This is a genomic window from Pseudomonas sp. GW821-FHT09A09 (genome assembly GCF_059418405.1).
In genome coordinates this window covers 64,606-86,682 of the sequence record NZ_JBWKPU010000005.1, presented here as the reverse complement: position 1 = coordinate 86,682, position 22,077 = coordinate 64,606, and the positions used below count along the sequence as shown (strand labels likewise).

Sequence of the window (22,077 nt, the reverse complement as noted above, 5' to 3'; positions counted from 1 at the left end):
TCTCTGTTGTGATCATCTGTAGGAGCCGGCTTGCCGGCGATAGCTGCGTGTCAGTCGATACATTCGGTAGCTGATACACCGATATCGCCGGCAAGCCGGCTCCTACAGAGGTGTTGTGTATCCCGTCTACTGCGCAATCAGACTGCGCTTGATCCAGTCATACAAGTCATTCCCCTCGCTCGACAACTCACTGTTGGCGCGCCGGCACAGGTAGTACTGGCGGCCGTCATTGACCTGCAGATCAAACAACTTCACCAGCTCACCACTCGCCACATGGGGCGCCACCAGCGGCTCGCGCAGCAGCGCGCAACCGAGGCCGGTGAGGGTGGCGGTGAGTGCCAGTTGGCCGTCTTCCAGCAGCAAGCCATTGAGCGCTGTGGTGTCGACTTCGGCGGCCTCGAACCATTGGCCCCAGGTGCCGCGTTCTTCGTCGTGCAGCAACGGCAGTTCACTCAGCGCCTGAGGCGTGTCGATGGGCCCGTGCTGCGCCAGGAACGCGCGACTGCAATAGGGCGTCACCGCGCCAGAGATCAACGGCTCGCTGTGGTAGCCCGGCCAATGCCCGGTGCCAAAACGGATCGACAGGTCCGCTGCGTCGCTGGGGTAGCTGCGGTGGTTGGCGTACGTCACGTTGATGTCCAGCGCCGGGTGATCCTTCAGGAAATTCGCCAGGCGCGGGATAAACAGGTTGATGCCAAACAGCGGAATCAGGCTGATGGTGACCTGGCGCGTCGCGCTTTTTTCACGCACGTGTTCGGTGGCGCTGCGCAGTACCGCAAAGGCTGAGCGAATCGCACGGTAGTACTCGCGACCTTCGTCGGTGAGCACCAGGTTGCGGCCCTGGCGCAAGGTCAGCGGCTGCTGCAAAAAATCCTCGAGCAAATGCAACTGATGGCTGATGGCCGAGGCGGAGACGTCCAGCTCGCGGGCGGCGGCATTCACCCCGCCATGGCGCGCAAAGGCTTCGAACGTGCGCACGGCACGCAGGGGAGGGTCATTAGCTAACTGTTCTGATTTATTCATGTATTGAATTAAATACCAACTTTATCGCCGAATAAAGAGCCATAAGTGCCGTATTTGCGGCATAAATAGCCTGTTCTTTGTTGGGTATAACGATATGACTTTCTGATATTTGATAAAAACAGAATAGATGCTTAGTGTGCCGCCCCTGTACGCACTGAGGTCGATGGTCCTGATGGATGGGTTTATCCAACAACTGCTCAACGGTTTGATGACGGGCAGTCTCTACGCGCTGGTGGCCCTGGGTTACACCATGGTCTACGGCATTTTGCGCATCATCAACTTCGCCCATGGCGACGTGTTGATGATCGGCGCACTGGTGGGCTTGTCGGTGATCCGCCTGCTGCAGGCGACCTGGCCCGCCTTGCCGCCGGTGCTGGTGTTGCTCTGCGCCACCGTCGTCGCCATGGCCTTCTGCGCGGTGCTGGCGGTAGTGATCGAGCGTGTTGCCTATCGCCGCCTGCGCCATGCCCCGCGCCTGGCACCGTTGATCAGTGGCATCGGTGTGTCGCTGCTGCTGCAAACCGTTGCCATGCTAGTGTGGACCCGCAACCCGCAGATGTTCCCGCAATTGCTGCCCCTGGCGCCGATTGAAGTGCTGGCCGGCGCCTCCGCGCACCCGGCGATCACCAACGTGACGGCCCTTACCACCATCGCCATCGCCGTCTCGGTGATGGTCGCGCTGCTGGTGCTGGTGGAGCGCACGCGCTTCGGCCGGGCCATGCGCGCCGTGGCAGAAAACCCGCAAGTGGCGAGCCTGATGGGCATCAACCCCAACCACATCATCGTCATCACCTTTGCCATTGGCGGCGCGCTTGCCGCGTTGGCGGGGATCATGATGGCCAGCAACTACGGCAGCGCGCATTTCTACATGGGCTTTTTGCCCGGCATCAAGGCCTTCACCGCAGCCGTGCTGGGCGGCATCGGCAACCTCAAGGGCGCCATGCTCGGCGGCCTGTTGCTGGGGCTGATCGAAGCCCTGGGTACCGGCTATTTGGGTTCGGCTACCAACGGCGTGTTTGGCAGCAATTACCAGGATGTGTTCGCCTTTATCGTGTTGATCGCGGTGCTGGTGTTCCGGCCTTCGGGCTTGCTGGGCGAACGTTTGGCGACCCGCGCATGATCCAGTCCCTGACTCCCAACAAACGCGCGAGCCTGGGCTTGCTATTGCTCGCCGTGGCCCTGGTGCTGGCACCGTGGATCGTCGGCCACACCGGTGGCAACACCTGGGTGCGCACCCTGGACTTTGCCCTGCTGTACATCATGCTCGCCCTCGGCTTGAACATCGTGGTCGGCTATGCGGGGTTGCTGGACATGGGTTTTATCGCGTTCTACGCGGTGGGCGCTTATCTCGCGGCGTTGCTCTCGTCGCCGCATTTGCTGCAACAGTTCCCCGCGCTGGCGGCGTTGTTGCCGGCGGGCCTGCACACCTCGATCTGGCTGATCCTGCCACTCGGCGCCTTGCTGGCGGCCGGCTGTGGTGTCGTGCTCGGCGCGCCGACCCTGCGCCTGCGCGGCGACTACCTGGCCATCGTGACCTTGGGCTTTGGCGAGATCATCCGCATCCTGCTGCGCAACCTCGACCGCCCGGTGAACATCACCAACGGCCCCAAAGGCATCTCCCAGGTGGACCCGGTGAACCTGCTCGGCGTGAACCTGGGGCGCACTCAAGAACTGTTCGGCCTGCGCCTGCCCTCGGTGTACCTCTATTACTACCTGTTTGCCGCACTGGTGGTGTTGATCCTGTTCGCCTGCATCCGCCTGGAGCATTCGCGCATCGGCCGCGCCTGGGTGGCCATCCGCGAAGACGAAGACGCGGCGCAGGCCATGGGCATCAACACCGTGCGCCTCAAGCTGCTGGCGTTTGCGATTGGTGCGGCGTTTGGCGGCGTGAGCGGGGTGCTGTTCGCTTCGTTCCAGGGGTTTGTCTCGCCGGAATCCTTCACCCTCAACGAGTCCATTGCCGTGCTGGCGATGGTGGTGTTGGGCGGCATGGGCCACATCCCCGGGGTGATCCTGGGCTGCGTGTTGTTGGCGGCCTTGCCCGAAGCCCTGCGCGCCAGCATGGGCCCGCTGCAGCAGTCGCTGTTCGGCCAGGTGCTGGTGGACCCGGAAATCATCCGCCAACTGTTCTACGGCCTGGCACTGATCCTGGCGATGCTCTACCGACCGGCCGGGCTGTGGCCCAAAGGAGTGGCACGATGAACGCACCGTTGTTGCAGATCGACAAGGTCAACAAACACTTCGGCGGCGTTGCGGCGCTGACCGACGTGAGCCTGAGTATCCAGCCCGGCGAAATCTACGGGTTGATCGGCCCCAATGGCGCGGGCAAGACCACCTTCTTCAATGTGATGACCGGCCTCTACACCCCGGATTCCGGGCGTTTCCAGCTCGATGGCCGGGACTACACGCCCACCGGTGTGCACCGGGTGGCCGAAGCCGGCATTGCCCGAACCTTCCAGAATATCCGCCTGTTCAACGCCATGAGCGCCCTGGAAAACGTCATGGTCGGGCGCCATGTGCGCACCCGCAACGGCCTGTGGGCGGCGCTGAGTCAGCATCGTCGGGCGCGTGAGGAAGAGGCGCAAACCCGCGCCCATGCCCATCGTTTGCTGGCGTATGTGGGTTTGGCCGGGTTTGCCCATTACCGCGCCGACAGCCTCAGCTACGGCCATCAGCGCCGCCTGGAAATCGCCCGCGCCCTGGCCACCGAACCGCGCCTGCTGGCGCTGGATGAACCGGCAGCCGGCATGAACGCCAGCGAAAAAGTGCAACTACGTGGCCTGCTGGAAAAGATCCGCGACGACGGCCACACGCTGCTGCTGATCGAGCACGACGTGAAGCTGGTGATGGGCGTGTGCGACCGCATCAGCGTGCTCGATTACGGCCAAGTCATCGCTGTGGGCCCACCCGCCGATGTTCGCCAGCACCCGGCCGTGATCCAGGCCTACCTGGGAGCCAGTGCCCATGTCTGAAGCCCTGTTGAGTGTCGACGGTTTGCAAGTGCGCTACGGCGCCATCGAAGCCGTCAAATCCCTGGACCTGCAGATCCACGAAGGCGAGCGCGTCACGCTGATCGGTGCCAATGGCGCTGGCAAGACCTCCAGCCTCAAGGCCCTGACCGGGTTGCTGCCGGCGGCCAAGGGCGAGATCCGCTTTGCCGGGCGTTCGATCCGCGGCGTGGCGCCCGACCAGTTGCTGCGCCAGGGCATCGCCATGGTCCCCGAAGGGCGCGGGATCTTTGCGCGCATGAGCGTGCTGGAAAACCTGCAAGCCGGTGCCTTCCTGCGCCGTGACAACGCGCAAGTGCAGCGCGAAATGCGCCAGTTGTTCGACCACTTCCCGCGCCTGCAGGAACGCCTGCACCAATCGGCCGGCCTGCTGTCGGGCGGCGAGCAGCAGATGCTCGCGCTGGCTCGCGCCCTGTTGTCACGCCCGCGTTTGCTGATCCTCGATGAGCCGTCCATGGGCCTGGCACCGATCATGGTGGAGAAGATTTTCCAGGTGATCGATGACGTGTGCCGCCAGGGCATGACCCTGTTGCTGGTGGAGCAGAACGCACGGCTGGCGCTGCAGGTCACTGACCGCGCCTACGTGATGGACACCGGACGTATCAGCCTCACGGGGCCGTCCCAGGATTTGCTTGAACACCCCGAGGTGCGCAGTGCATACCTCGGCGAATAGATCACCCATGACGCTACCGGACGCCCGGCGTGTTCCGACCCGCCTGAAAACCAGCAGGAACCCCAGATGAACACATTGAAGAAAACCGCACTGATCGGCCTGGCCCTCAGCAGCCTCGCCAGCGCCGTGGCCCAGGCCGACCAGACCGTGCTGATCGGCTTGGCTGGCCCACTCACTGGCCCGTCCGCACGGATCGGCAAGGACCTGGAAAACGGCGCGCAACTGGCCATCGACCAGGCCAACGCCAAGCACCCGAAAATCAACGGTGAAGCCGTGACGTTCAAGCTGGTCTCCGAAGACGACCAGTCCGACCCGCGCACCGCGGTGACCGTGGCCCAACGCCTGGTGGACGAAGGCGTGGTCGGCGTGGTCGGCCACTGGAACACCGGCACCAGCATCCCGGCGGCGCGGGTGTACCACGACGCCGGTATTGCCCAGGTCGCCCCGGTTGCCACCGGCCACGCCTATACGCAGCAAGGCTTCGACACCAGCTTTCGGATCATGGGCCATGACGACGATGGCGGTCGCGTGGCCGGCGACTATGCGTTGAATACCCTGAAAGCCAAGCGCATCGCCGTGATCGATGACCGTACCGCGTTCGGCCAGGGCCTGGCCGACCAGTTCGTCAAATCCATCGAGGCGGGCGGTGCAACCGTGGTGGGCCGCGAATACGTGGACGACAAGACCATCGACTTCAGTGCCGTGCTCACCAACATCCGCAGCCAGAACCCGGACCTGATCTTCTTCGGCGGCGTCGACTCCCAGGCCGCACCGCTGGCCCGACGCATCAAGCAACTGGGCATCAAGGCACCGTTGATGGGCGCGGGCGGGTTTGTCAGCCAGACCTTCCTGCAACTGGCGCAGAACGAAGGCGAGGGCGTGATTGCCCTGGAACCGGGTTTGGCGGTCGCGCAGATGCCTGGCGGCAAGGCGTTCGAGCAGGCTTACAAGGAGCGCTACAAGGCCAACATCGAGCTGCATGCACCGTTCGCCTACGACGGCGTCGGCGTGTTGGTGGCGGCGATTGAAAAGGCCGACTCGGTGGACCCGCAGAAGTACCTGCCGGTCTTGCGCGCCATCAGCTACCCGGGCGTGACCGGCACTATCGCGTTCGATGCCGAAGGCAACTTGAAGAAGCCGTCGTTCACCGTTTACCAGGTCAAGGCCAACCAATGGCAGCCCGTAAGCGTGGCCGGCGGTCAATAAACAGGTCGACTGTAGGAGCCGGCTTGCCGGCGATGGCGGTCTATCAGCTAAGGATGCACAGGCTGACACTCCGCTATCGCAGGCAAGCCAGCTCCCACATCGGTTTGGAGGAGAGATGAAATGAGCAAGCTGGAAGGTGAACTGGGCATTCTGGCCCGTCGGCGGATCGAGGCCGAAATCATCAAGCCGATCTACGAGATTCTCAAGCGCGAGCAGGGCCAGGCGTTTGCTGCGGCCGTGATCGGCGAGGCCGTGGGCAACGCGGCGATCCAGGCCGGCAAACATTTTGCCGCGCTGGAAGAGCAGGGCGCCGACCTCAAGAGCTTTATCGAACTGCAAGTGTTGTGGGAGAAGGACGACGCCCTCAAGGTCGAGATCATCGCCAGCGATGCCGAGTACTACGACTATGACGTCAAGCGTTGCCGCTACGCCGAGATGTACCACGAGATGGGCCTGGGCGAGATCGGCCACCTGCTGTCGTGCAACCGCGACGAGCTGTTTATCGTCGGCTACAACCCCGACATCGAACTGACCCGCACCCAGACCATCATGGGCGGTGCCCATCACTGTGACTTCCGCTACCGGGCCAAGCCTCATGAATGATCACGCACGGGTAAACGGCGAGCGCCTGTGGGACTCGCTGATGGACATGGCAACGATCGGCGCCACCGAAAAGGGCGGCGTCTCGCGCCTGGCCCTCACCGATGAGGACCGCCGTGGCCGCGACCTGTTTGTGCAGTGGTGCACGGCGGCCGGGTGCAGCATTCGTGTGGACGCGATGGGCAACATCTTCGCCCGCCGCGCCGGTCGCCACGACCACCTGGCTCCGGTGCTGACTGGCTCCCATGGCGACTCTCAGCCCTTCGGCGGCAAGTACGACGGCATCTACGGCGTGCTCGCCGGGCTGGAAGTGCTGCGCACCTTGAACGATCTGGGCATTGAAACCGACCGGCCCATCGAAGTGGTCAACTGGACCAACGAAGAAGGCTCACGCTTCGCCCCGGCGATGATTTCGTCGGGCGTCTACGCCGGTGTCTTTGACTTGGAATACGGTTTGTCCCGCGAGGATAAAGCGGGGGTAACCATTGGCGAGGCGCTGAAAGAAATCGGCTATGCCGGCGCACATCCGGTGGGCGGCCAAGCGATACATGCCGCGTTCGAACTGCACATCGAACAAGGCCCGATCCTCGAAGCCCAAGGCATCACCATCGGCGTCGTCACCGGCGCCCAGGGCCAACGCTGGTATGAAGTGGAACTGAGCGGGCGCAGCGCCCACGCCGGCACCACGCCCATGGACCACCGCCTGGATGCCTTGCTCGGTTTTGCCCGCGTCGTCGAGGCAGTGAACGGTCTGGGGCTGGAACAAGGTGCCGAAGGGCGCGCCACGGTGGGTATGGCAAACATCTTCCCCAACTCACGCAACGTGGTGCCGGGCCGGGTGTTTTTCAGCGTGGAATTCCGTCACCCGGACGAAGCAGTCCTGGCGCGCCAGGATCAGCAACTGCGCGACGCCGTGGCCCGTATCGCCGAGGGCATCGGCTTGCAGCACAGCGTGAAGCAGATCTTCCAGTACGCGCCAATTGCCTTCGACAGCGACTGTGTAGAAGTGGTACGTGCCTCGGCTGAAAAGCTCGGCCACAGCCACCGGCCAATGATCTCCGGTGCCGGGCACGACGCCTGCTACCTCAACCAGGTCGCGCCCACTGCGATGATCTTTGTGCCGTGTGTGGACGGGTTGAGCCATAACGAAGCCGAGGCCATCTCTCCCGAGTGGTCGACAGCCGGCGCCGATGTGCTGTTGCAGGCCATCCTGGCCAAATCCCGGCGCTGACAAGCGGCGATCAAACAGCACGTACATCCAATTTTCATCACCCCCGCCCACGGCACACTCCCCTCATCGCTGATCTTTCAAGGCAGAGGGGAGCACCATGGACCCAGCACCAGAGACAGGGCCCGACGAAGTCGTCACCCTGGTCGTCAAACACCTGATCAAGAAAGGCCTTGAGGCCGACTATGAAGCCTGGCTGCGGCGCATTGTGCGCATCGCCGGTGAGCGCCCCGGCCACCTCGGCGTGGACGTGGTGCGCAGTCAACAGAACGGCCTGGCGCTGTTCACCTGCGTATTGCGCTACCGCTCCACCGACGCCCTGGAGCGCTGGCTCGACTCCCCCGAACGCAACGACCTGATCGCCGAAGCTGCGCCCATGCTGGCCGACGGCGACAAGACCGAAGTCGGCGGCGTCAACGAGTTCTGGTTCTCGCCCCTGGCCGACAGCGCCGCCAAGCCGCCACGCTGGAAGCAGGCGGTGGTCACCCTGTTCGTGATCCTGCCGCTGACCCTGCTGGTGCCGCTGGTGTGGGGACCGGTCCTGCGCCTGCATCCCTTTCTCTCCAACTACGTGGTCGCCACCTTCCTGGTGACCCTGACCATCGTGTTGCTGGTGGTCTACCTGCTGATGCCGGCGGCCACCCGCCTGTTCGCTCCCTGGCTTGAAGCCTCTGTAAAGGAAACCCTATGAACGCCGATCTGATTCTGTTCAATGGCCAGTTCCACACCGTGGACCGTGAAAACCCGCGCGCTACTGCTGTCGCCATCAGCGGTGGGCGTTTCGTCGCCGTGGGCACCGATGGCGAGGCAATGGCCCTGCGCGGCAGCGGCACCCAGGTCATCGACCTCAAGGGCCGCACCGTGATCCCCGGCCTCAACGACTCCCACCTGCATCTGATCCGCGGCGGGTTGAACTACAACCTCGAACTGCGCTGGGAAGGCGTGCCGTCCCTGGCCGATGCGCTGCGCATGCTCAAGGACCAGGCCGACCGCACACCGACCCCGCAATGGGTGCGCGTGGTGGGCGGCTGGAACGAATTCCAGTTCGCCGAAAAACGCATGCCCACCCTCGACGAACTGAACCAGGCCGCGCCCGACACCCCGGTGTTCGTGCTGCACCTTTACGACCGCGCCTTGCTCAACCGCGCGGCCCTGCGCGTGGCCGGCTACACCAAGGACACGCCCAACCCACCGGGCGGCGAGATCGTGCGCGACAGCAACGGCAACCCCACCGGCATGCTGGTGGCGCGGCCCAACGCGATGATCCTGTATGCGACCCTGGCCAAAGGCCCGAAATTGCCGCTGGAATACCAGGTCAATTCGACCCGCCAGTTCATGCGTGAACTCAACCGCCTGGGCCTCACCAGTGCGATCGACGCCGGTGGCGGTTTCCAGAACTACCCCGACGACTACGCGGTGATCGAACAGTTGGCCAAGGACGAACAGTTGACGGTGCGCATCGCCTACAACCTGTTCACCCAGAAGCCCAAGGAAGAACTCAGCGACTTCAAGAACTGGACCGGCAGCGTCACCCTGCACCAGGGCGATGACTACCTGCGTCACAACGGCGCCGGCGAGATGCTGGTGTTCTCGGCCGCCGACTTCGAAGACTTCCTCGAACCCCGCCCGGACCTGCCGTTGACCATGGAGCAGGAACTGGAGCCGGTGGTGCGCCACCTGGTGGAGCAGCGTTGGCCGTTCCGCCTGCACGCCACCTATGACGAGTCCATCTCGCGCATGCTCGACGTGTTCGAGAAGGTCAACCGCGATATCCCGTTCAATGGCCTGCCGTGGTTCTTCGACCACGCCGAAACCATCACCCCGAAAAACATCGAGCGCGTGCGTGCCCTCGGCGGCGGGATTGCGATCCAGGACCGCATGGCGTTCCAGGGTGAATACTTCGTCGAGCGCTACGGCGCCAAGGCCGCCGAAGCCACGCCACCGATCCAGCGCATGCTCGCCGAAGGCGTGCCGGTGGGGGCGGGCACCGATGCCACGCGGGTGTCCAGCTATAACCCGTGGACCTCGCTGTACTGGATGGTCAGCGGCCGCACGGTAGGCGGCCTGGCGCTGCACGCCGAGGGCTTGCCGCGCCTCACCGCGCTGGAACTGTTTACCCACGGCAGCGCCTGGTTCTCGTCCGAGCAAGGCAAGAAAGGCCAGATCAAGGTCGGCCAATTGGCGGACGTTGCTGCGCTGTCGGCGGACTTCTTCAGCGTCGAGGAAGAGGCCATCAAGTGGATCGAGTCGGTGCTCACCGTGGTCGGCGGCAAGGTGGTCTACGGCGCCGGCGACTTCGAAGAGTACGCACCGCCACACGTGCCGGTGCTGCCGGACTGGTCGCCGGTGGTCAAGGTGCCCGGGCACTGGCGTCCAAGCTCGCCATTGCAGGCCCAGGTGCACCAATGCAGCGGCCCGTGTGGCGTGCATGTGCACAGCCATGAAAAAGCGCGTCTTTCCAGCGTTCCGGTCAGCGACTTCCAGGGCTTCTGGGGTGCGTTCGGCTGCTCGTGTTTTGCCTTCTGATTACCCAACCCCCGTTAGGAGATAACCCCATGGCTTACAACCGTTTGAACAAAGATGACGCCGTCGTACTGCTGGTCGACCACCAGACTGGCCTGATCTCCCTGGTGCAGGACTTCTCGCCCAACGAGTTCAAGAACAACGTGCTGGCCCTGGCGGACCTGGCCAAGTTCTTCAACTTGCCGACCATCCTCACCACCAGCTTTGAAAGCGGCCCCAACGGCCCGCTGGTGCCGGAACTCAAGGAAATGTTCCCGGACGCGCCGTACATTCCACGTCCTGGCCAGATCAACGCGTGGGACAACGAAGACTTCGTCAAGGCCGTCAAGGCGACCGGGCGCAAGCAGATCATCATCGCGGGCGTGGTGACAGATGTCTGCGTAGCGTTCCCGACCCTGTGCGCACTGGCCGAAGGCTTTGAGGTGTTCGTGGTCACCGACGCGTCCGGCACCTTCAACGAAACCGTGCAACAAGCCGCCTGGGCACGCATGAGTGCAGCCGGTGCGCAACTGGTGAACTGGTTCTCGGTGGCCTGCGAGCTGCAGATCGACTGGCGCAATGACATGGAAGGCCTGGCCAACCTGCTGTCCCAGCGCATCCCGAACTACCGTAACCTGATGAACAGCTACACAGCGTTTACCAAGTAATTATCGCTAGAGAACACCGCTGAACCCTGTGGGAGCCGGGCTTGCCCGCGATGGCGGAGTGTCAGTCGACAGTAACGTCTGCTGATACACCGCCATCGCAGGCAAGCCAGCTCCCACATTTTGTTTTGTGGTGTGGCTACTGGCGCGCTATAACACCGCTAAATGTCCACCGAGAAGCGACAATGAACCCCTTCGAAGACATGCGCCTGTTCTGCCAGGTCATGGAATCCGGCAGTTTCACCGCCGCCGCCGAGCAACTGGGCCTGTCCAAGCAATTTGTCAGCCGCCGCCTGATCCAGCTGGAAGATCGCCTGGGCGTGCGCCTGCTCAACCGTTCCACCCGCCGCCTGGACGTTACACCACTCGGCCAGAGTTACTACGAATCCGCCTTGCGCCTGCTCGGAGAAGTCGAGCAAGTCGAGCAGGGCATCGCCGGCCAGAACAGCGAGCCGCGCGGCACCCTGCGCCTGAGTGCGCCGTTGTCGTTTGCCATGGCCCATTTGGGCTGCCTGTTGCCGCTGTTCCTGCAGCGCCATCCCCAGGTGTCGGTAGAAGTCGACCTCAGTGACCGCCCCGTCGACCTGATTGGCGAAGGCTATGACCTGGTGCTGCGCATCGGCACCCTGGAAGACTCCACCCTGATCGCCCGCCGCATCGCCAGCATCCCGCGGGTGTACTGCGCCAGCCCCGCGTACCTGGCCCTGCGTGGCACGCCGCAAAAACCCGAAGACCTCAATGAGCACGACTGCCTGCCTTACGGCCATGGCCGTCAGGTGCAATGGCGCTTCAAGGGCAAGGTGCAGGCGTTGAACGTGAGTGGGCGTATGCGCGTGAACAACGGCGATTTGCTGCGCGACACCGCTATCGCCGGCCTGGGCGTGACGTATTTACCGACGTTCATCGTTGGCGACGCGTTGAAGGACGGCCGCCTGGTCACGGTCCTGGACGACTTCGCCCCCGAAGCCCTGACCCTGTCGGCGGTGTACCCCCAGCACCGGCAGAGTTCACGGCCGGTGCAGGCGCTGGTAGAGTTCCTGCGCGAGCAACTGGCGCAGGGCTGCTGACGTGGCTGCGGTCAGCCGTTGGCGAGGTTCGCCAATTCGAGACCCGCGACATACCGCTCCAGATTCGCCAAAAACGCATCGGCAATCTCATGGCGGCTGTGGGTCGAAATCGCTGATGTGTGGGGCGACAACCGTACCCTCGGGTGCGTGTACAACGGATGCCCGTCCGGCAAGGGTTCCGGTTCGGTCACGTCCAGCGACGCCAGGCCGACCTGCCCGCTGTCCAGCGCTTGCAGCAACGCTTCCTGATCCACCAGACCACCGCGTGCGATGTTGATCAGGTGCAGCCCTGGCTTCGCGCTGCCCAGCACATCGCGGTCGACGATTTGCCGCGTCGCCTCGGTCAGCGGCGCCGCCAGCACCAGGTGATCGGCACGGGCGAACAGGTCGTGGATGTCCTTGGCCGCCTGCACACCGTCGACGCCAAACGGCGCTGTGCTCTGACGCAACGCCACGACGTGGATACCCAGAGCCAGTGCCTTGTGCGCCAGGCGTTCGCCAATCGCACCAAAACCGAGGATGCCCAGCGTGGTGCCTTTGAGCGGACGCAGCGGGGTGAAACTCCACTGTGCATCCTTCACCCAGATGTCCGGCAAATGCTTGGACGCTGCAAAGATCGCCGCCAGGGCGAACTCGGCGAGGTTGTCGGCGGCGCTGCCGCGTGAGGTGGTCACCGGCGGGCCGTTGAACAGCCACTGCGGGTAGAAGTCGATACCCGACGACACCAGGTGCACCCATTGCGCGCCGTACGGCCAGCCCGGTGGCGGGGTGTCCGGGGCGGTGTAGCCGCGCACGTTGATCGGGCGCAGCAACAGGATAGTGGCCTGGGGCGGCAGGTCGCTGGGCACGCCCACCGGCACGCCGATCACCTGGGCCTGCGGGTGGTGCGCGGCGAGGCGCTGGCGGATCACGTCGTTGTAATCCTCGTCCAACTGGCTGGCAATAATCACCTGGGTCATGGGCGTTCCTTCTCACGTTGGGCGAACACCGCTTTGCCGACGCCTTGCAACACGGCGTCGTTCTGCGGGGTGTGTACGCGACTGCACAGCACGTCGCGGTAATGCCGTTGCAGCGGACTGTGGCGCGACAGGCCGGGGTTGCCCGAGGCCTCGATGGCCAGTTCCACGGCACGGATAGCGTTATTGGTCACCAGGTACTTCACCTGCGCCGCGTTGGCGGCCGGGGTGTGGCCTTCGGCAGCGGCGTCGAGCAGGCTGCGGTTGGCAAACAGCAGGGTGTCGATATGGCCGACGGTCTCCTGGAAGCGCGGCAGGGTCGACAACGCTGCACCGAGGTTGGACGGCTTGCGTGCTTCCAGCCAGTTCACCAGCCAGTCGCGTGCGGCCTGGGCCACGGCGTCATACACCGACGACAGCAGCACCGACATCCACAGGAAACCCTCGCCATCCAGCTCCGGCGATGGTGCGCTCCAGGGGCTGACGCCGACGGCGTGGTCCAGCGGCACCAATACGTTGTCGAGTACCACTTCATGGCTGCAGGTGGCGCGCATGCCCAAATGGTCCCAGGTGTCGATGATGCTCACGCCGGGGCTGTCCTTGGGCACCAGCCAGGCGCCGACCAGCGGGTCCGGGTCATCGCTGCGCGCCCACACGCTGAACCAGCTCAGGCCGTGGCTGCCGGTGGAGTAGATCTTGCGCCCGCTGATGCGCCAGCCTTCGGCCGTGCGCACCGCCGTGGTTGCCGGCAGGCCGCCACGGGCCGGGGTGCCGAGGTCGGGCTCGACGCGCAGGGCGTTGATCAACGCGCCGTTGCGCACCGCGTCCGCGGCCACTTGCTGGCGCAGGTGCGCAGGCCAGGTCTTGCTGTCTTGCAGGCGGGTGTGTTGCAGGTACTGCATCACCAGGATCAGTGCCGTGGAGGGTTCGCCCTTGGCAATAGCGCTGATCGCCTTGCGCGCCTGGGGCAGGCTGGCACCGCCACCGCCGAGGGCCTTGGGCACGGTGAGGGCGACCAGGCCGTGTTCGTGCAGCAACTTGAAGTTGGCGTGGGGGAAGGCGCCGCTCTCGTCATACAGGTGCGCGGTGCTCGCCAGTTCGGCGCTGAGGCGTTCGAGCAGGGCGTCGAAGTGGGCGACTTCCACGGAGCGTAGGGATGGCTGAGTCATAAACATGTACTCGATCAAAAAATGTAGGAGCCGGCTTGCCGGCGATGGCGGCAGAAGGCTTTGCGCATGGCTTGGGGGCCAATCGCCGGCAAGCCGGGCTCCTACAGGGGGGGGCGGTGTGGGTCAGATGGCGAGGCGCACGGGTTGCTGGCCCAGCAAGCGTTCCACCGCCTGTAACACCGGCTCGGCTTCCGTGCGCACCAGCCAGTCCGGGCTGACCTCCACGAACGCCACGTTGCCGTCCCGGGCGATCACCACCACGGTCGGTTGCGGCAATTCCCATGTCCCGGTGCCGGTGGTGTCGCCGATGTGATTGCCCTTGGCCAACGCCGCGTTTCGCGAGGCGTCGTCAAAGCTGTAGAGAATGCCCAGCCGCCGCCCGAGGTTGTTGTCCGGGTCGCTGGCCACCAGCAGTCGCAGGGTGTGCCGGGTCTTGATCTCCACCAGGCGTTCCGGCACCTGCGGGCTGACCGCGACCAATGGCACGCCCAGCTCACGCAGACGTGGATAGAGTTGGCGCTCGTAATAGGGCAGGGCGAGGTTGCACGCGGGGCAGCCGGCAAAGCGGAAAAAGATCAGCACCGCCGGGCCGTCGGCCAGCAGCAGCTCACGGTTCAGTTCGCCACCTTCCACGTTCAGTAGAGTAAAAGGGTCCAGCTCGTCACCGACCTGCACGTAGTCGTCAGGCTGCGCTTCGTCCACCAGGCGCTGGCGCTGGTCGATGTTGACCTGCAAGGCGGCCGGCGCCCAGGTGGCCAGGCGTTCGGCATGCAGGTCGGCCAACTGACGGTTGAGAGACTCGCTCATGCCAGTGCCTCCTGTTCTGTCTCCACTTCGTTGGCAACGCTGTAGCGGTTGGCCGGCACGTCCAGGCCCAGGTTGTCGCGCAGGGTCTGGCCGCTGTACTCGGTGCGGAACAGGCCACGCTGTTGCAACACCGGCACCACCAATTCGGTGAAGTACTGCAAGCCATCGGGCAGTACCGAGTTGATGATGAAGCCGTCGCTGGCGCCGGTCTCGAACCAAGTCTGGATCGCATCGGCGACTTGCTCCGGGGTGCCGACAAAATCACGTTTGGGCCGCGAGAACCGCAAGGCCACTTCGCGCAGGGTCAGGCCTTCGTCCCTGGCCAGTTGCTTGATGCGGTCGGACCCGCCTTTCTGGCTGTTGGCGCCCAGGTCACCGAGTTCCGGGAAGGGGGCGTCGAGCGGGTACTGGCTGAAGTCGTGGTCATTGAACGGGCGGCCCAGGGCGACGATCGCATCCTCTACGGTCACCAGGTCCACGGCTTGCTGGTAGCGGCTTTCCACCTCGGCTTCATCGCGTCCGACAATCGGGCGAATGCCCGGCAGGATCGACAGGCTGTCGGCGTCACGCCCAAAGCCTTTGGCGCGGCGCTTGAGGTCCTGGGTGTAGGCCAGGCCTTCTTCAATGCTCTCCACGTGCACAAAGATCGCGTCGGAGTGTTCGGCGGCAAAGTTGCGCCCGTCTTCGGAAGTGCCCGCCTGGAAGATCACCGGCTGGCCCTGGCGAGAACGCGCGATGTTCAGCGGGCCCTTGACCGAGAAAAACTCGCCCTTGTGTTTGAGTGCGTGCAGTTTGGCGGGGGCGAAGAATTCGCCGCTGTGTTTGTTGTAGGAGAAGGCATCATCTTCCCAGGAATCCCACAGGCCCTTGACCACGTTCAGGTGTTCCTTGGCGATGCGGTAGCGCACCGCGTGCGGCGGGTGCTCGGCTTTGCCGAAGTTGTCGGCGGTGCCGCTGAGCCAGGAGGTGACCACGTTCCACCCGGCCCGGCCGCCGCTGATGTGATCCAGGGACGCAAACTGGCGCGCCACCTGGTAGGGCTCGGTGTAGCTGACGGTCACGGTGGCGACCAGGCCGATATTGGTGGTCAGCGCGGCCAGGGCCGACAGGATGGTCAGCGGCTCGAAACGGTTGAGGTAGTGCGGGCTGGATTTGGCGTGGATGTGCAGGCTGTCGGCGATGAACACGAAGTCGAACTTGGCGCTTTCGGCCAGTTCGGTCTGCTGCTTGTAGAAACCAAAGTTAGTGCTGGCATTCGGTTGCGCCTGCGGGTGGCGCCATTCGCCCCAGCCGTGGCCAACGCCGTGGACCATGGCTCCGAGTTTGAGTTGACGTGGCTTGCTCATGTTCTGCTCCTTGTTTCAGCGCGAGGCTTGGGAAAGTGGGACACGCTTGGCGTTAAAGCTCTTGTCGAAACCCTGTGACACATCGATGTGCTTGGGCAGAAGGCCTTCCTGTTGGTAGGTGTCAGCCGTGGCTTGCAGGCCGCTGATCACGCTGTCGTCAATCGCCACCGGGCTCAGGTGGGTGTCCTTGGCCACCTCCAGGTGTACGGCCAGGGGCAGGCCGGTGATCTTGGCTTGAGCGGCGGCGTATTCGTCGGGGTGCACGTTGGCCCAGGCATAGGCCCGGTCGACCCGCGCCACAAAGTCATCCAGTTGCACGCGCTTGTCGGCGATCGCCTGGCTGGTGGCCGCGAAGTACAGATGGTTGCTCAACAGCTTGTTGCCGCTGATCAGCACACGTGCGTGGCTTTGGGAGGTGACGACGGTGGTGTAGGGGTCCCAGGTGGCCCAGGCGTCGACGGTACCGTTGTCCAGCACCAGGCGTGATTCGCTGGGCAGCAGGAAGATGAATTGCACGTCCTTTGTGCTCAGGCCGGCGCTGGCCAGGGCCTTGATCGCCAGGTAATGGCCGATGGAGCCGCGCCCGGTGACGATCTTTTTGCCCTTGAGGTCGGCCACGGTCTTGATCGGTGAGTTCTCTGGCACCAGCAGGGCCGTGGTGTTGCGCCCTTCGGCGTGAATGATGCTGACCACCTTGAGCGAGGCACCCGCGCCGAGTGCGAACACATAAGGCGCGTCGCCCAGGGCGCCGACATCCACCGCGCCGGCATTCAGGGCTTCACCCAAGGGCGAGGCGGAAGGGAATTCCGACCATTGGATGTCATAAGGCACATTCTTCGTTTCGCCGGAGACTTCCAGCAGCGCCTTGATGGTGGATTTCTGGTTGGCCACCCGCAGCGGTTGCAGGTCGGCGGCGTGTGCGGTGGTGATCAGGCCGAGGGCCAGGGCGGTGCCCAGGAGCAGGCGTTTGAAGGGGGTGGTAAAGACCATGGGATGCAGGCTCCAGGTAGCTCGAAAAAGGGTTTAGCTACCTCCGCCTGGAGAAGGGGTCGGTGAGGACTTAACGTTATTCCCATAAAAACTCCCTGTGAAGTTCTTTTTGGTTATAAGTTAATCATTAAAATACCTGATCATTATTTATCTGATTATTCCTGTATTGCATGTTAATGCGGCCTGTAGTGAGCGGGCTCGCCCCGCGCCGCGGTCTCCCAGGCACCTGATACACACCTGACACACCGCCGCGCGGGGCAAGCCCGCTCACTACAAGTTGAGGGTCAGATCACGTAGAAACCGTGGGTGCCGTCGCGGGCCAGTTGCGCGACCAGGCCGAACTCCCAATCCAGGTACGCCTGCATGGCTTCCTTGGGGTTGTCGGTACCTTCGTACGGGCGGCGGTAACGGTCGATGCGCGGTGAGGCCAGGCGGGTTTCGCCTTCTTCCAGCGGCAGCTTTTCAGCGATCCACTGGGTGGTGCCGCCTTGCAGCAGAAACACCGGCTTGCCGGTGAGGGCTTCGACGTCTGCCACGGCCAGGCGCGCCAGTTGGCTGCTACCGCAGGTCAACACATAACGTTCGGCGGGCGGCACCTTTGCCAGGGCTTGCGGCAACTGCGCACGCAAGGCCCAGTAGGCCCCGGGGATATGGCGCTTGACGTAATTGACGCTGGGGGTGAAGTCCAGCACCGCCGTATCGCCATGGGCCAGCCAGTCCACCAGGGTATGGGGGCTGATCACTTCAGCCTGGGCCGGCGCGGGCACTGGCGCGACCCAGGCGCCGTGTTCGCTGAAATGCTCCGGCTGCAGGTCATCCAGCACATGCACTTCCCAGCCCAGCTGAGCGAGCCACGAGGCCGACATATTGGCGCGTACGCCGTCGTCATCCGCCAGCACCAGGCGTGCGCCGCGTACGCTGGCCACATGGTCGGTTTCCTGCACCAGCTGGCCGCCCGGTGTCGAGCGTGAACCCGGCAGGTGGCCGGCTTCGAATTCTTCCGGGGTGCGCACATCGAACAGGTAGGTGGTGCGGGTCGCTTCCTGCTGCCAGCGTTGCAGGTCGGCCAGGGTGGCACGCCCGACACGGGCCTTGTCGGCAACCCGGCGTGCCTCCTTGGCGGCGATCTGGCGGTGTTCTTCCGAGGTCGGCGCAAAGCGGCGCGACTGGCCATGGGCGAGTTTCTGCCCGGCGAGCGTCCAGCCGATGGTGCCGTTGCGCAGGGCTGACACCGGGTTGGCCACGCCGGCGTTGATCAGCGACTGGGTGCCGATAATGCTGCGGGTGCGCCCGGCGCAGTTGACGATGATGCGGGTGGCCGGGTCGGGCGCCAGTTCACGGGCGCGCAGTACCAGTTCGGCACCGGGCACGCTGATGCCGGTGGGGATGCTCATGGTTTGGTATTCGTCGAAGCGGCGGGCGTCGAGCACCACCACGTCGGCCTGGCTGTCGAGCAGTGCCTGCACTTCTTCGGCGGCGAGGGAGGGCGTGTGGCGTTCGCTCTCGACCAATTCACCGAAGGCTTTGCTCGGCACGTTCACGTCGATGAACAGTTCGCCACCGGCGTTGCGCCAACCCTCCAGGCCGCCTTCCAACAGGCTGACCCGGGTGTAGCCCAGCGCAACCAGACGCTCGGCGGCGCGTGCAGCCAAGCCTTCGCCGTTGTCGTAGACGGTGACCTGGGTATCACGCCGTGGAATGCGCGAGTACACCTCCAGTTCCAGCTTGGACAGCGGGATATTCGCGGCAAACAACGGGTGGGCTTCGGCAAACGGCGCTTCTTCGCGCACGTCCACCAGGGCGACTTCTTCATGGTCCAATAGGGCCTGGCGAATCTGCGCGAAGCTGCGGGTCGATACGGTGGTCATAGGGCAGGGCTCTTTTCTTTGGACAAATCCCAGATGTTCGGGAGGAAGGCGTTGGAATAACCGGAGATAAACAGTTTCTCGCTGCCATCGGGCTGGTACACCGCGCGGCGCACGGCACCGATATTGGCGCCGTAGACATGGATGCTGATGGACACCTGGTCGCTGTGGGCATTGCTCACCTGGTGGATGTCGCCGACCTTGGGCGACACCGCTTCCACCTGGCCCGGCACCAACTGGATCGGCTTGCCTTCGGCAACCAGGCTGCCGTCGGGGGCGCGTTCAAAACCCTGGGAGAATTCAGCGCCGCGCAACATGCCGATCAGCCCCCACACCCGGTGATCATGAATCGGCGTGCTTTGCCCGGGCCCCCACACAAAGCTGACGATGCTGAAGCGCTGGCGCGAATCGGCATGCAACAGAAATTGCTGGTAGCGCTCGGGGTCGGGTCTGGCGAATTCGTCGGGGAGCCAGTCGTCATGGCTGACCAGCTGCGCCAGGAGCTTGCCGCCACGGTGCAACAGGTCGCCTTCGCGTGGGTTGCCGTCAATCAATTCCGCCAGGGCGCCTATGAAGGCTCTCAGTCTCTCGGGGTGCTTGGCCTGGGTCATGACAACTCCATCGTGTGGTCGGTGGTGATGGGTTTATTTAAGCATAATGTTTATAGTTAATATGCTATTTTTTAATGATTAGCTTATAGCTGTAGGTAATTTAGAACCGGTCTGAATAGTGTTAGACGTTATCGATAGGTCGGTGGGCTATCCAGACCGTGTTCCGACAACTATGCTTCGCACACATCTTAATGACTGTTCTCTATGTGCGGCCCAAATGAAAATTGACGATATCGATGCCTTTGTCGAAGTGATTCGTTGCCAGTCCATCAGCCACGCCGCCGAGTCGCTGCAACTGACCCAGCCGGCCATCACCCGCCGCGTGCAGAACTTCGAGCAGGCGCTGGGGGTGGAGCTGTTCGACCGCAACACCAAGCCCCTCAAGCCTACGCTGATCGGCACCCGGGTGTATGAACAATGCCGGCTGATCCTGCGCGAAATGGATGCCCTGCGTGAGCTGGTCGCCACCGACGCGCCGCCCACCGGCCTGCTGCGCCTGGGCGTGCCGCAAACCATTGGCGATGTGGTGCTGCTCGATGCGCTCAAGCACCTGCGCACCGAATACCCCGACCTGCGCGCCCAGGTTGCTACCGGCTGGGGCAGCCAGTTGGTGGGCAAGATCGAACGCGGCGAGCTGGACGCGGCGGCGGCGTTGTTCCCGGCAGGCAAGATCTTTCCGGACAATATCGTCGGTGAATCCATCGGCAAGATGGAGCTGGTGGTGGTCTGCGCCAAATCCCAACTGCCGAAAAAACCCTGCAAGCTGGCAGACGTGTACCAGAACGGCTGGATCCTCAACCCCGACGGCTGTGGTTTCCGTGCCGGTTTGCAGCGCACCTTGTCGGACCAGGGCCTGGCGTTGCGGGTCAACCTGGAAACCTTCGGCACCGAGCTGCAACTGGGGCTGGTGGCCGACGGCCTGGGCCTTGGCCTGGTACCGCGCCCGCTGCTGGAACGCAGCGCCCACCGCGAGCAACTGGCGGTGATGCCCCTCAAGGATTTCAAACCGGTGATGGACCTGTGGCTGATCTACCCGCATTTCCTCGGCAACCTGCAAGGGCCGGTGGACGCCTTCGGCAAGCTGGTGGCGGTTTCACTGCACAAGGTCCGCAACGCCGCCTGACCCCTCGGGCGATGCGGCCCCTGAATTTTCGGTGGCCTCACGGACGCCATCGCCGGCAAGCCGGGCTCCTACGGGTTTGTGTCGTGAACAAGAATATCGATACCCGCAACCCTTGTAGGAGCCGGCTTGCCGGCGATGAGGCCCTTGGATTTTGCACGCATCTCGAGGCCGCCATCGCCGGCAAGCCGGGCTCCTACAGGGTGTTTGACGCTGTTATGGTTATGAAAAAAAATAATAATTAGCTTAGATTAAAATGTGCTTTTTATTATTTTTTTGCACCCCGTAGGCTTGCCTGGAAGTCCTTAAGGCCATCCAGGAAGTTTTGCCATGAGCAGCGTCACCTCGATTTCCAGCGTTTCCAACTCCGTTCGCCAACGCGTCACCCCGGAAGAATGGGAAGTGCGCGTCAAACTGGCCGCCGCCTATCGCCTGGCGGCCTTGTACAAATGGACCGACCACATCTACACCCACTTCTCTGCCCGCGTGCCGGGCCCGGAGGAGCATTTCCTGATCAACGCCTTCGGCTTGCTGTTCGATGAAATCAGCGCCTCCAACCTGGTCAAGGTCGACCTCGACGGCACGATCGTCGACGATCCCACTGGCCTGGGCATCAACTACGCCGGCTACGTGATCCACAGCGCCATCCACGGCGCGCGGCATGACCTGCAGGCGGTGTTGCACACCCATACCCGTGACGGCATTGCGGTGTCGGCACAGAAGGACGGGTTGCTGCCCATCTCCCAGCATTCCATCGGCTTCTCCGGGCGTGTGGCCTATCACGGCTACGAAGGCGTAGCGCTGGACCTGGATGAACGTGAGCGGCTGGTCGCGGACCTGGGTGACAAGAGCGTGATGATCTTGCGCAACCACGGCCTGTTGACCGCGGGTGTCAGCGTCGAGCATGCCTTTCAGCAGCTGCAAGGGCTGGAGCGCGCGTGCAACATTCAGATCGCGGCGCAGGCGGCGGGGAATGTGGAGCTGATCTTCCCCCCAGCCGAAGTGGTGGCCAAGGTCGAGAAGCAGGCCGAAGTGTTCAAGGCCGGCGATGGACCGGGCGTGGCGCGGCATTGGAACGCGCTGATCCGGCAGTTGGAGCGTACCGATACGGACTACAAAAACTGATCCACGGTACACAGCAGATCCAAAAATGTGGGAGCTGGCTTGCCTGCGATAGCATCAACTCGGTTCATCTGAACAACCGAGGTGTCTGCATCGCAGGCAAGCCAGCTCCCACATTT

At 63.5% G+C, this 22,077-nt stretch carries 21 protein-coding genes; 13 read left to right on the top strand and 8 right to left on the bottom strand.

Going from position 1 to position 22,077, the window contains the following annotated elements:
- Positions 1-126: 126 nt before the first annotated feature.
- Positions 127-1,023 carry a LysR substrate-binding domain-containing protein gene (locus AC07OV_RS05885; protein ID WP_176995596.1) on the bottom strand — a complete coding sequence of 299 codons (897 nt, stop codon included), beginning with the start codon at positions 1,021-1,023 and terminating at the stop codon, positions 127-129.
- Between the two features lie 172 nt (positions 1,024-1,195).
- Between AC07OV_RS05885 and AC07OV_RS05880 the strand changes: the two genes are divergently transcribed.
- The 11 genes from AC07OV_RS05880 (at position 1,196) to AC07OV_RS05830 (ending at position 11,972) form a co-directional block, all read left to right on the top strand.
- The gene (locus AC07OV_RS05880; RefSeq protein WP_495091853.1) at positions 1,196-2,143 is read left to right on the top strand and encodes a branched-chain amino acid ABC transporter permease; all 948 of its coding nucleotides are present in this window, start codon (positions 1,196-1,198) and stop codon (positions 2,141-2,143) included.
- Positions 2,140-3,225, top strand: coding sequence for a branched-chain amino acid ABC transporter permease (locus AC07OV_RS05875; protein ID WP_495091781.1), 1,086 nt, complete (start codon positions 2,140-2,142; stop codon positions 3,223-3,225). The genes AC07OV_RS05880 and AC07OV_RS05875 overlap by 4 nt, the downstream gene beginning before the upstream one ends.
- Complete coding sequence (locus AC07OV_RS05870) at positions 3,222-3,995, top strand: ABC transporter ATP-binding protein (RefSeq protein ID WP_176995598.1); 774 nt, start codon at positions 3,222-3,224, stop codon at positions 3,993-3,995. The genes AC07OV_RS05875 and AC07OV_RS05870 overlap by 4 nt, the downstream gene beginning before the upstream one ends.
- Positions 3,988-4,704, top strand: a complete 717-nt coding sequence (locus tag AC07OV_RS05865) for an ABC transporter ATP-binding protein (RefSeq protein ID WP_495091780.1) — start codon at positions 3,988-3,990, stop codon at positions 4,702-4,704. The genes AC07OV_RS05870 and AC07OV_RS05865 overlap by 8 nt, the downstream gene beginning before the upstream one ends.
- A gap of 66 nt (positions 4,705-4,770) precedes the next feature.
- The gene (locus tag AC07OV_RS05860) at positions 4,771-5,910 is read left to right on the top strand and encodes a branched-chain amino acid ABC transporter substrate-binding protein (protein ID WP_495091779.1); all 1,140 of its coding nucleotides are present in this window, start codon (positions 4,771-4,773) and stop codon (positions 5,908-5,910) included.
- Positions 5,911-6,030: 120 nt separating this feature from the next.
- The gene (locus AC07OV_RS05855; RefSeq protein ID WP_495091778.1) at positions 6,031-6,513 is read left to right on the top strand and encodes an L-2-amino-thiazoline-4-carboxylic acid hydrolase; all 483 of its coding nucleotides are present in this window, start codon (positions 6,031-6,033) and stop codon (positions 6,511-6,513) included.
- Positions 6,506-7,741, top strand: coding sequence for a Zn-dependent hydrolase (locus AC07OV_RS05850; RefSeq protein ID WP_495091777.1), 1,236 nt, complete (start codon positions 6,506-6,508; stop codon positions 7,739-7,741). The genes AC07OV_RS05855 and AC07OV_RS05850 overlap by 8 nt, the downstream gene beginning before the upstream one ends.
- A gap of 97 nt (positions 7,742-7,838) precedes the next feature.
- Positions 7,839-8,429, top strand: a complete 591-nt coding sequence (locus AC07OV_RS05845; protein ID WP_494996907.1) for an antibiotic biosynthesis monooxygenase — start codon at positions 7,839-7,841, stop codon at positions 8,427-8,429.
- Positions 8,426-10,264, top strand: coding sequence for an amidohydrolase (locus AC07OV_RS05840; protein WP_495091776.1), 1,839 nt, complete (start codon positions 8,426-8,428; stop codon positions 10,262-10,264). Before AC07OV_RS05845 ends, AC07OV_RS05840 begins: the two co-directional genes overlap by 4 nt.
- A gap of 29 nt (positions 10,265-10,293) precedes the next feature.
- Positions 10,294-10,908: an isochorismate family cysteine hydrolase YcaC gene (ycaC, locus tag AC07OV_RS05835; protein WP_176995605.1), complete on the top strand. Its 615-nt coding sequence runs from the start codon at positions 10,294-10,296 to the stop codon at positions 10,906-10,908.
- A gap of 182 nt (positions 10,909-11,090) precedes the next feature.
- Positions 11,091-11,972 (top strand): LysR family transcriptional regulator, encoded by an 882-nt coding sequence (locus tag AC07OV_RS05830; protein ID WP_176995606.1) that lies wholly within the window; start codon positions 11,091-11,093, stop codon positions 11,970-11,972.
- Positions 11,973-11,983: 11 nt separating this feature from the next.
- On the opposite strand, the gene AC07OV_RS05825 is transcribed toward AC07OV_RS05830, so the two are convergent.
- The 7 genes from AC07OV_RS05825 to AC07OV_RS05795 form a co-directional block, all read right to left on the bottom strand.
- Positions 11,984-12,931 (bottom strand): D-isomer specific 2-hydroxyacid dehydrogenase family protein, encoded by a 948-nt coding sequence (locus AC07OV_RS05825; RefSeq protein ID WP_494996909.1) that lies wholly within the window; start codon positions 12,929-12,931, stop codon positions 11,984-11,986.
- Positions 12,928-14,097 (bottom strand): acyl-CoA dehydrogenase family protein, encoded by a 1,170-nt coding sequence (locus AC07OV_RS05820; RefSeq protein ID WP_495091775.1) that lies wholly within the window; start codon positions 14,095-14,097, stop codon positions 12,928-12,930. Before AC07OV_RS05820 ends, AC07OV_RS05825 begins: the two co-directional genes overlap by 4 nt.
- Positions 14,098-14,220: 123 nt before the next feature.
- Positions 14,221-14,904 carry a peroxiredoxin-like family protein gene (locus tag AC07OV_RS05815; protein WP_495091774.1) on the bottom strand — a complete coding sequence of 228 codons (684 nt, stop codon included), beginning with the start codon at positions 14,902-14,904 and terminating at the stop codon, positions 14,221-14,223.
- Positions 14,901-16,250, bottom strand: a complete 1,350-nt coding sequence (locus AC07OV_RS05810; protein ID WP_494996912.1) for an LLM class flavin-dependent oxidoreductase — start codon at positions 16,248-16,250, stop codon at positions 14,901-14,903. Before AC07OV_RS05810 ends, AC07OV_RS05815 begins: the two co-directional genes overlap by 4 nt.
- 15 nt (positions 16,251-16,265) lie before the next feature.
- On the bottom strand, positions 16,266-17,240 hold the full coding sequence (locus tag AC07OV_RS05805) for an ABC transporter substrate-binding protein (RefSeq protein WP_495091773.1): 975 nt from the start codon (positions 17,238-17,240) through the stop codon (positions 16,266-16,268).
- Positions 17,241-17,524: 284 nt separating this feature from the next.
- Positions 17,525-19,108, bottom strand: a complete 1,584-nt coding sequence (locus tag AC07OV_RS05800; RefSeq protein ID WP_495091772.1) for a rhodanese-related sulfurtransferase — start codon at positions 19,106-19,108, stop codon at positions 17,525-17,527.
- Complete coding sequence (locus AC07OV_RS05795) at positions 19,105-19,716, bottom strand: cysteine dioxygenase family protein (protein ID WP_176995613.1); 612 nt, start codon at positions 19,714-19,716, stop codon at positions 19,105-19,107. The genes AC07OV_RS05800 and AC07OV_RS05795 overlap by 4 nt, the downstream gene beginning before the upstream one ends.
- A 217-nt stretch (positions 19,717-19,933) precedes the next feature.
- On the opposite strand from AC07OV_RS05795, the gene AC07OV_RS05790 reads away from it, so the two are divergent.
- Complete coding sequence (locus AC07OV_RS05790; RefSeq protein ID WP_495091771.1) at positions 19,934-20,839, top strand: LysR family transcriptional regulator; 906 nt, start codon at positions 19,934-19,936, stop codon at positions 20,837-20,839.
- Positions 20,840-21,166: 327 nt separating this feature from the next.
- Positions 21,167-21,961, top strand: coding sequence for a class II aldolase/adducin family protein (locus AC07OV_RS05785; protein WP_495091770.1), 795 nt, complete (start codon positions 21,167-21,169; stop codon positions 21,959-21,961).
- Positions 21,962-22,077: the final 116 nt, after the last annotated feature.

Excerpts from the sequence above, each read along its gene's own strand:
- AC07OV_RS05845 (WP_494996907.1), top strand. The coding sequence starts at position 7,839 with ATGGACCCAGCACCAGAGACAGGGCCCGACGAAGTCGTCACCCTGGTC.
- AC07OV_RS05785 (WP_495091770.1), top strand. The coding sequence starts at position 21,167 with ATGAGCAGCGTCACCTCGATTTCCAGCGTTTCCAACTCCGTTCGCCAA.
- AC07OV_RS05820 (WP_495091775.1), bottom strand. The coding sequence starts at position 14,097 with ATGACTCAGCCATCCCTACGCTCCGTGGAAGTCGCCCACTTCGACGCC.
- AC07OV_RS05815 (WP_495091774.1), bottom strand. The coding sequence starts at position 14,904 with ATGAGCGAGTCTCTCAACCGTCAGTTGGCCGACCTGCATGCCGAACGC.
- AC07OV_RS05865 (WP_495091780.1), top strand. The coding sequence starts at position 3,988 with ATGTCTGAAGCCCTGTTGAGTGTCGACGGTTTGCAAGTGCGCTACGGC.
- AC07OV_RS05880 (WP_495091853.1), top strand. The coding sequence starts at position 1,196 with ATGGATGGGTTTATCCAACAACTGCTCAACGGTTTGATGACGGGCAGT.
- AC07OV_RS05885 (WP_176995596.1), bottom strand. The coding sequence starts at position 1,023 with ATGAATAAATCAGAACAGTTAGCTAATGACCCTCCCCTGCGTGCCGTG.
- AC07OV_RS05875 (WP_495091781.1), top strand. The coding sequence starts at position 2,140 with ATGATCCAGTCCCTGACTCCCAACAAACGCGCGAGCCTGGGCTTGCTA.
- AC07OV_RS05800 (WP_495091772.1), bottom strand. The coding sequence starts at position 19,108 with ATGACCACCGTATCGACCCGCAGCTTCGCGCAGATTCGCCAGGCCCTA.
- AC07OV_RS05825 (WP_494996909.1), bottom strand. The coding sequence starts at position 12,931 with ATGACCCAGGTGATTATTGCCAGCCAGTTGGACGAGGATTACAACGAC.
- AC07OV_RS05795 (WP_176995613.1), bottom strand. The coding sequence starts at position 19,716 with ATGACCCAGGCCAAGCACCCCGAGAGACTGAGAGCCTTCATAGGCGCC.
- AC07OV_RS05810 (WP_494996912.1), bottom strand. The coding sequence starts at position 16,250 with ATGAGCAAGCCACGTCAACTCAAACTCGGAGCCATGGTCCACGGCGTT.
- AC07OV_RS05850 (WP_495091777.1), top strand. The coding sequence starts at position 6,506 with ATGAATGATCACGCACGGGTAAACGGCGAGCGCCTGTGGGACTCGCTG.
- AC07OV_RS05860 (WP_495091779.1), top strand. The coding sequence starts at position 4,771 with ATGAACACATTGAAGAAAACCGCACTGATCGGCCTGGCCCTCAGCAGC.
- ycaC (WP_176995605.1), top strand. The coding sequence starts at position 10,294 with ATGGCTTACAACCGTTTGAACAAAGATGACGCCGTCGTACTGCTGGTC.
- AC07OV_RS05870 (WP_176995598.1), top strand. The coding sequence starts at position 3,222 with ATGAACGCACCGTTGTTGCAGATCGACAAGGTCAACAAACACTTCGGC.
- AC07OV_RS05840 (WP_495091776.1), top strand. The coding sequence starts at position 8,426 with ATGAACGCCGATCTGATTCTGTTCAATGGCCAGTTCCACACCGTGGAC.
- AC07OV_RS05790 (WP_495091771.1), top strand. The coding sequence starts at position 19,934 with ATGAAAATTGACGATATCGATGCCTTTGTCGAAGTGATTCGTTGCCAG.
- AC07OV_RS05805 (WP_495091773.1), bottom strand. The coding sequence starts at position 17,240 with ATGGTCTTTACCACCCCCTTCAAACGCCTGCTCCTGGGCACCGCCCTG.
- AC07OV_RS05855 (WP_495091778.1), top strand. The coding sequence starts at position 6,031 with ATGAGCAAGCTGGAAGGTGAACTGGGCATTCTGGCCCGTCGGCGGATC.
- AC07OV_RS05830 (WP_176995606.1), top strand. The coding sequence starts at position 11,091 with ATGAACCCCTTCGAAGACATGCGCCTGTTCTGCCAGGTCATGGAATCC.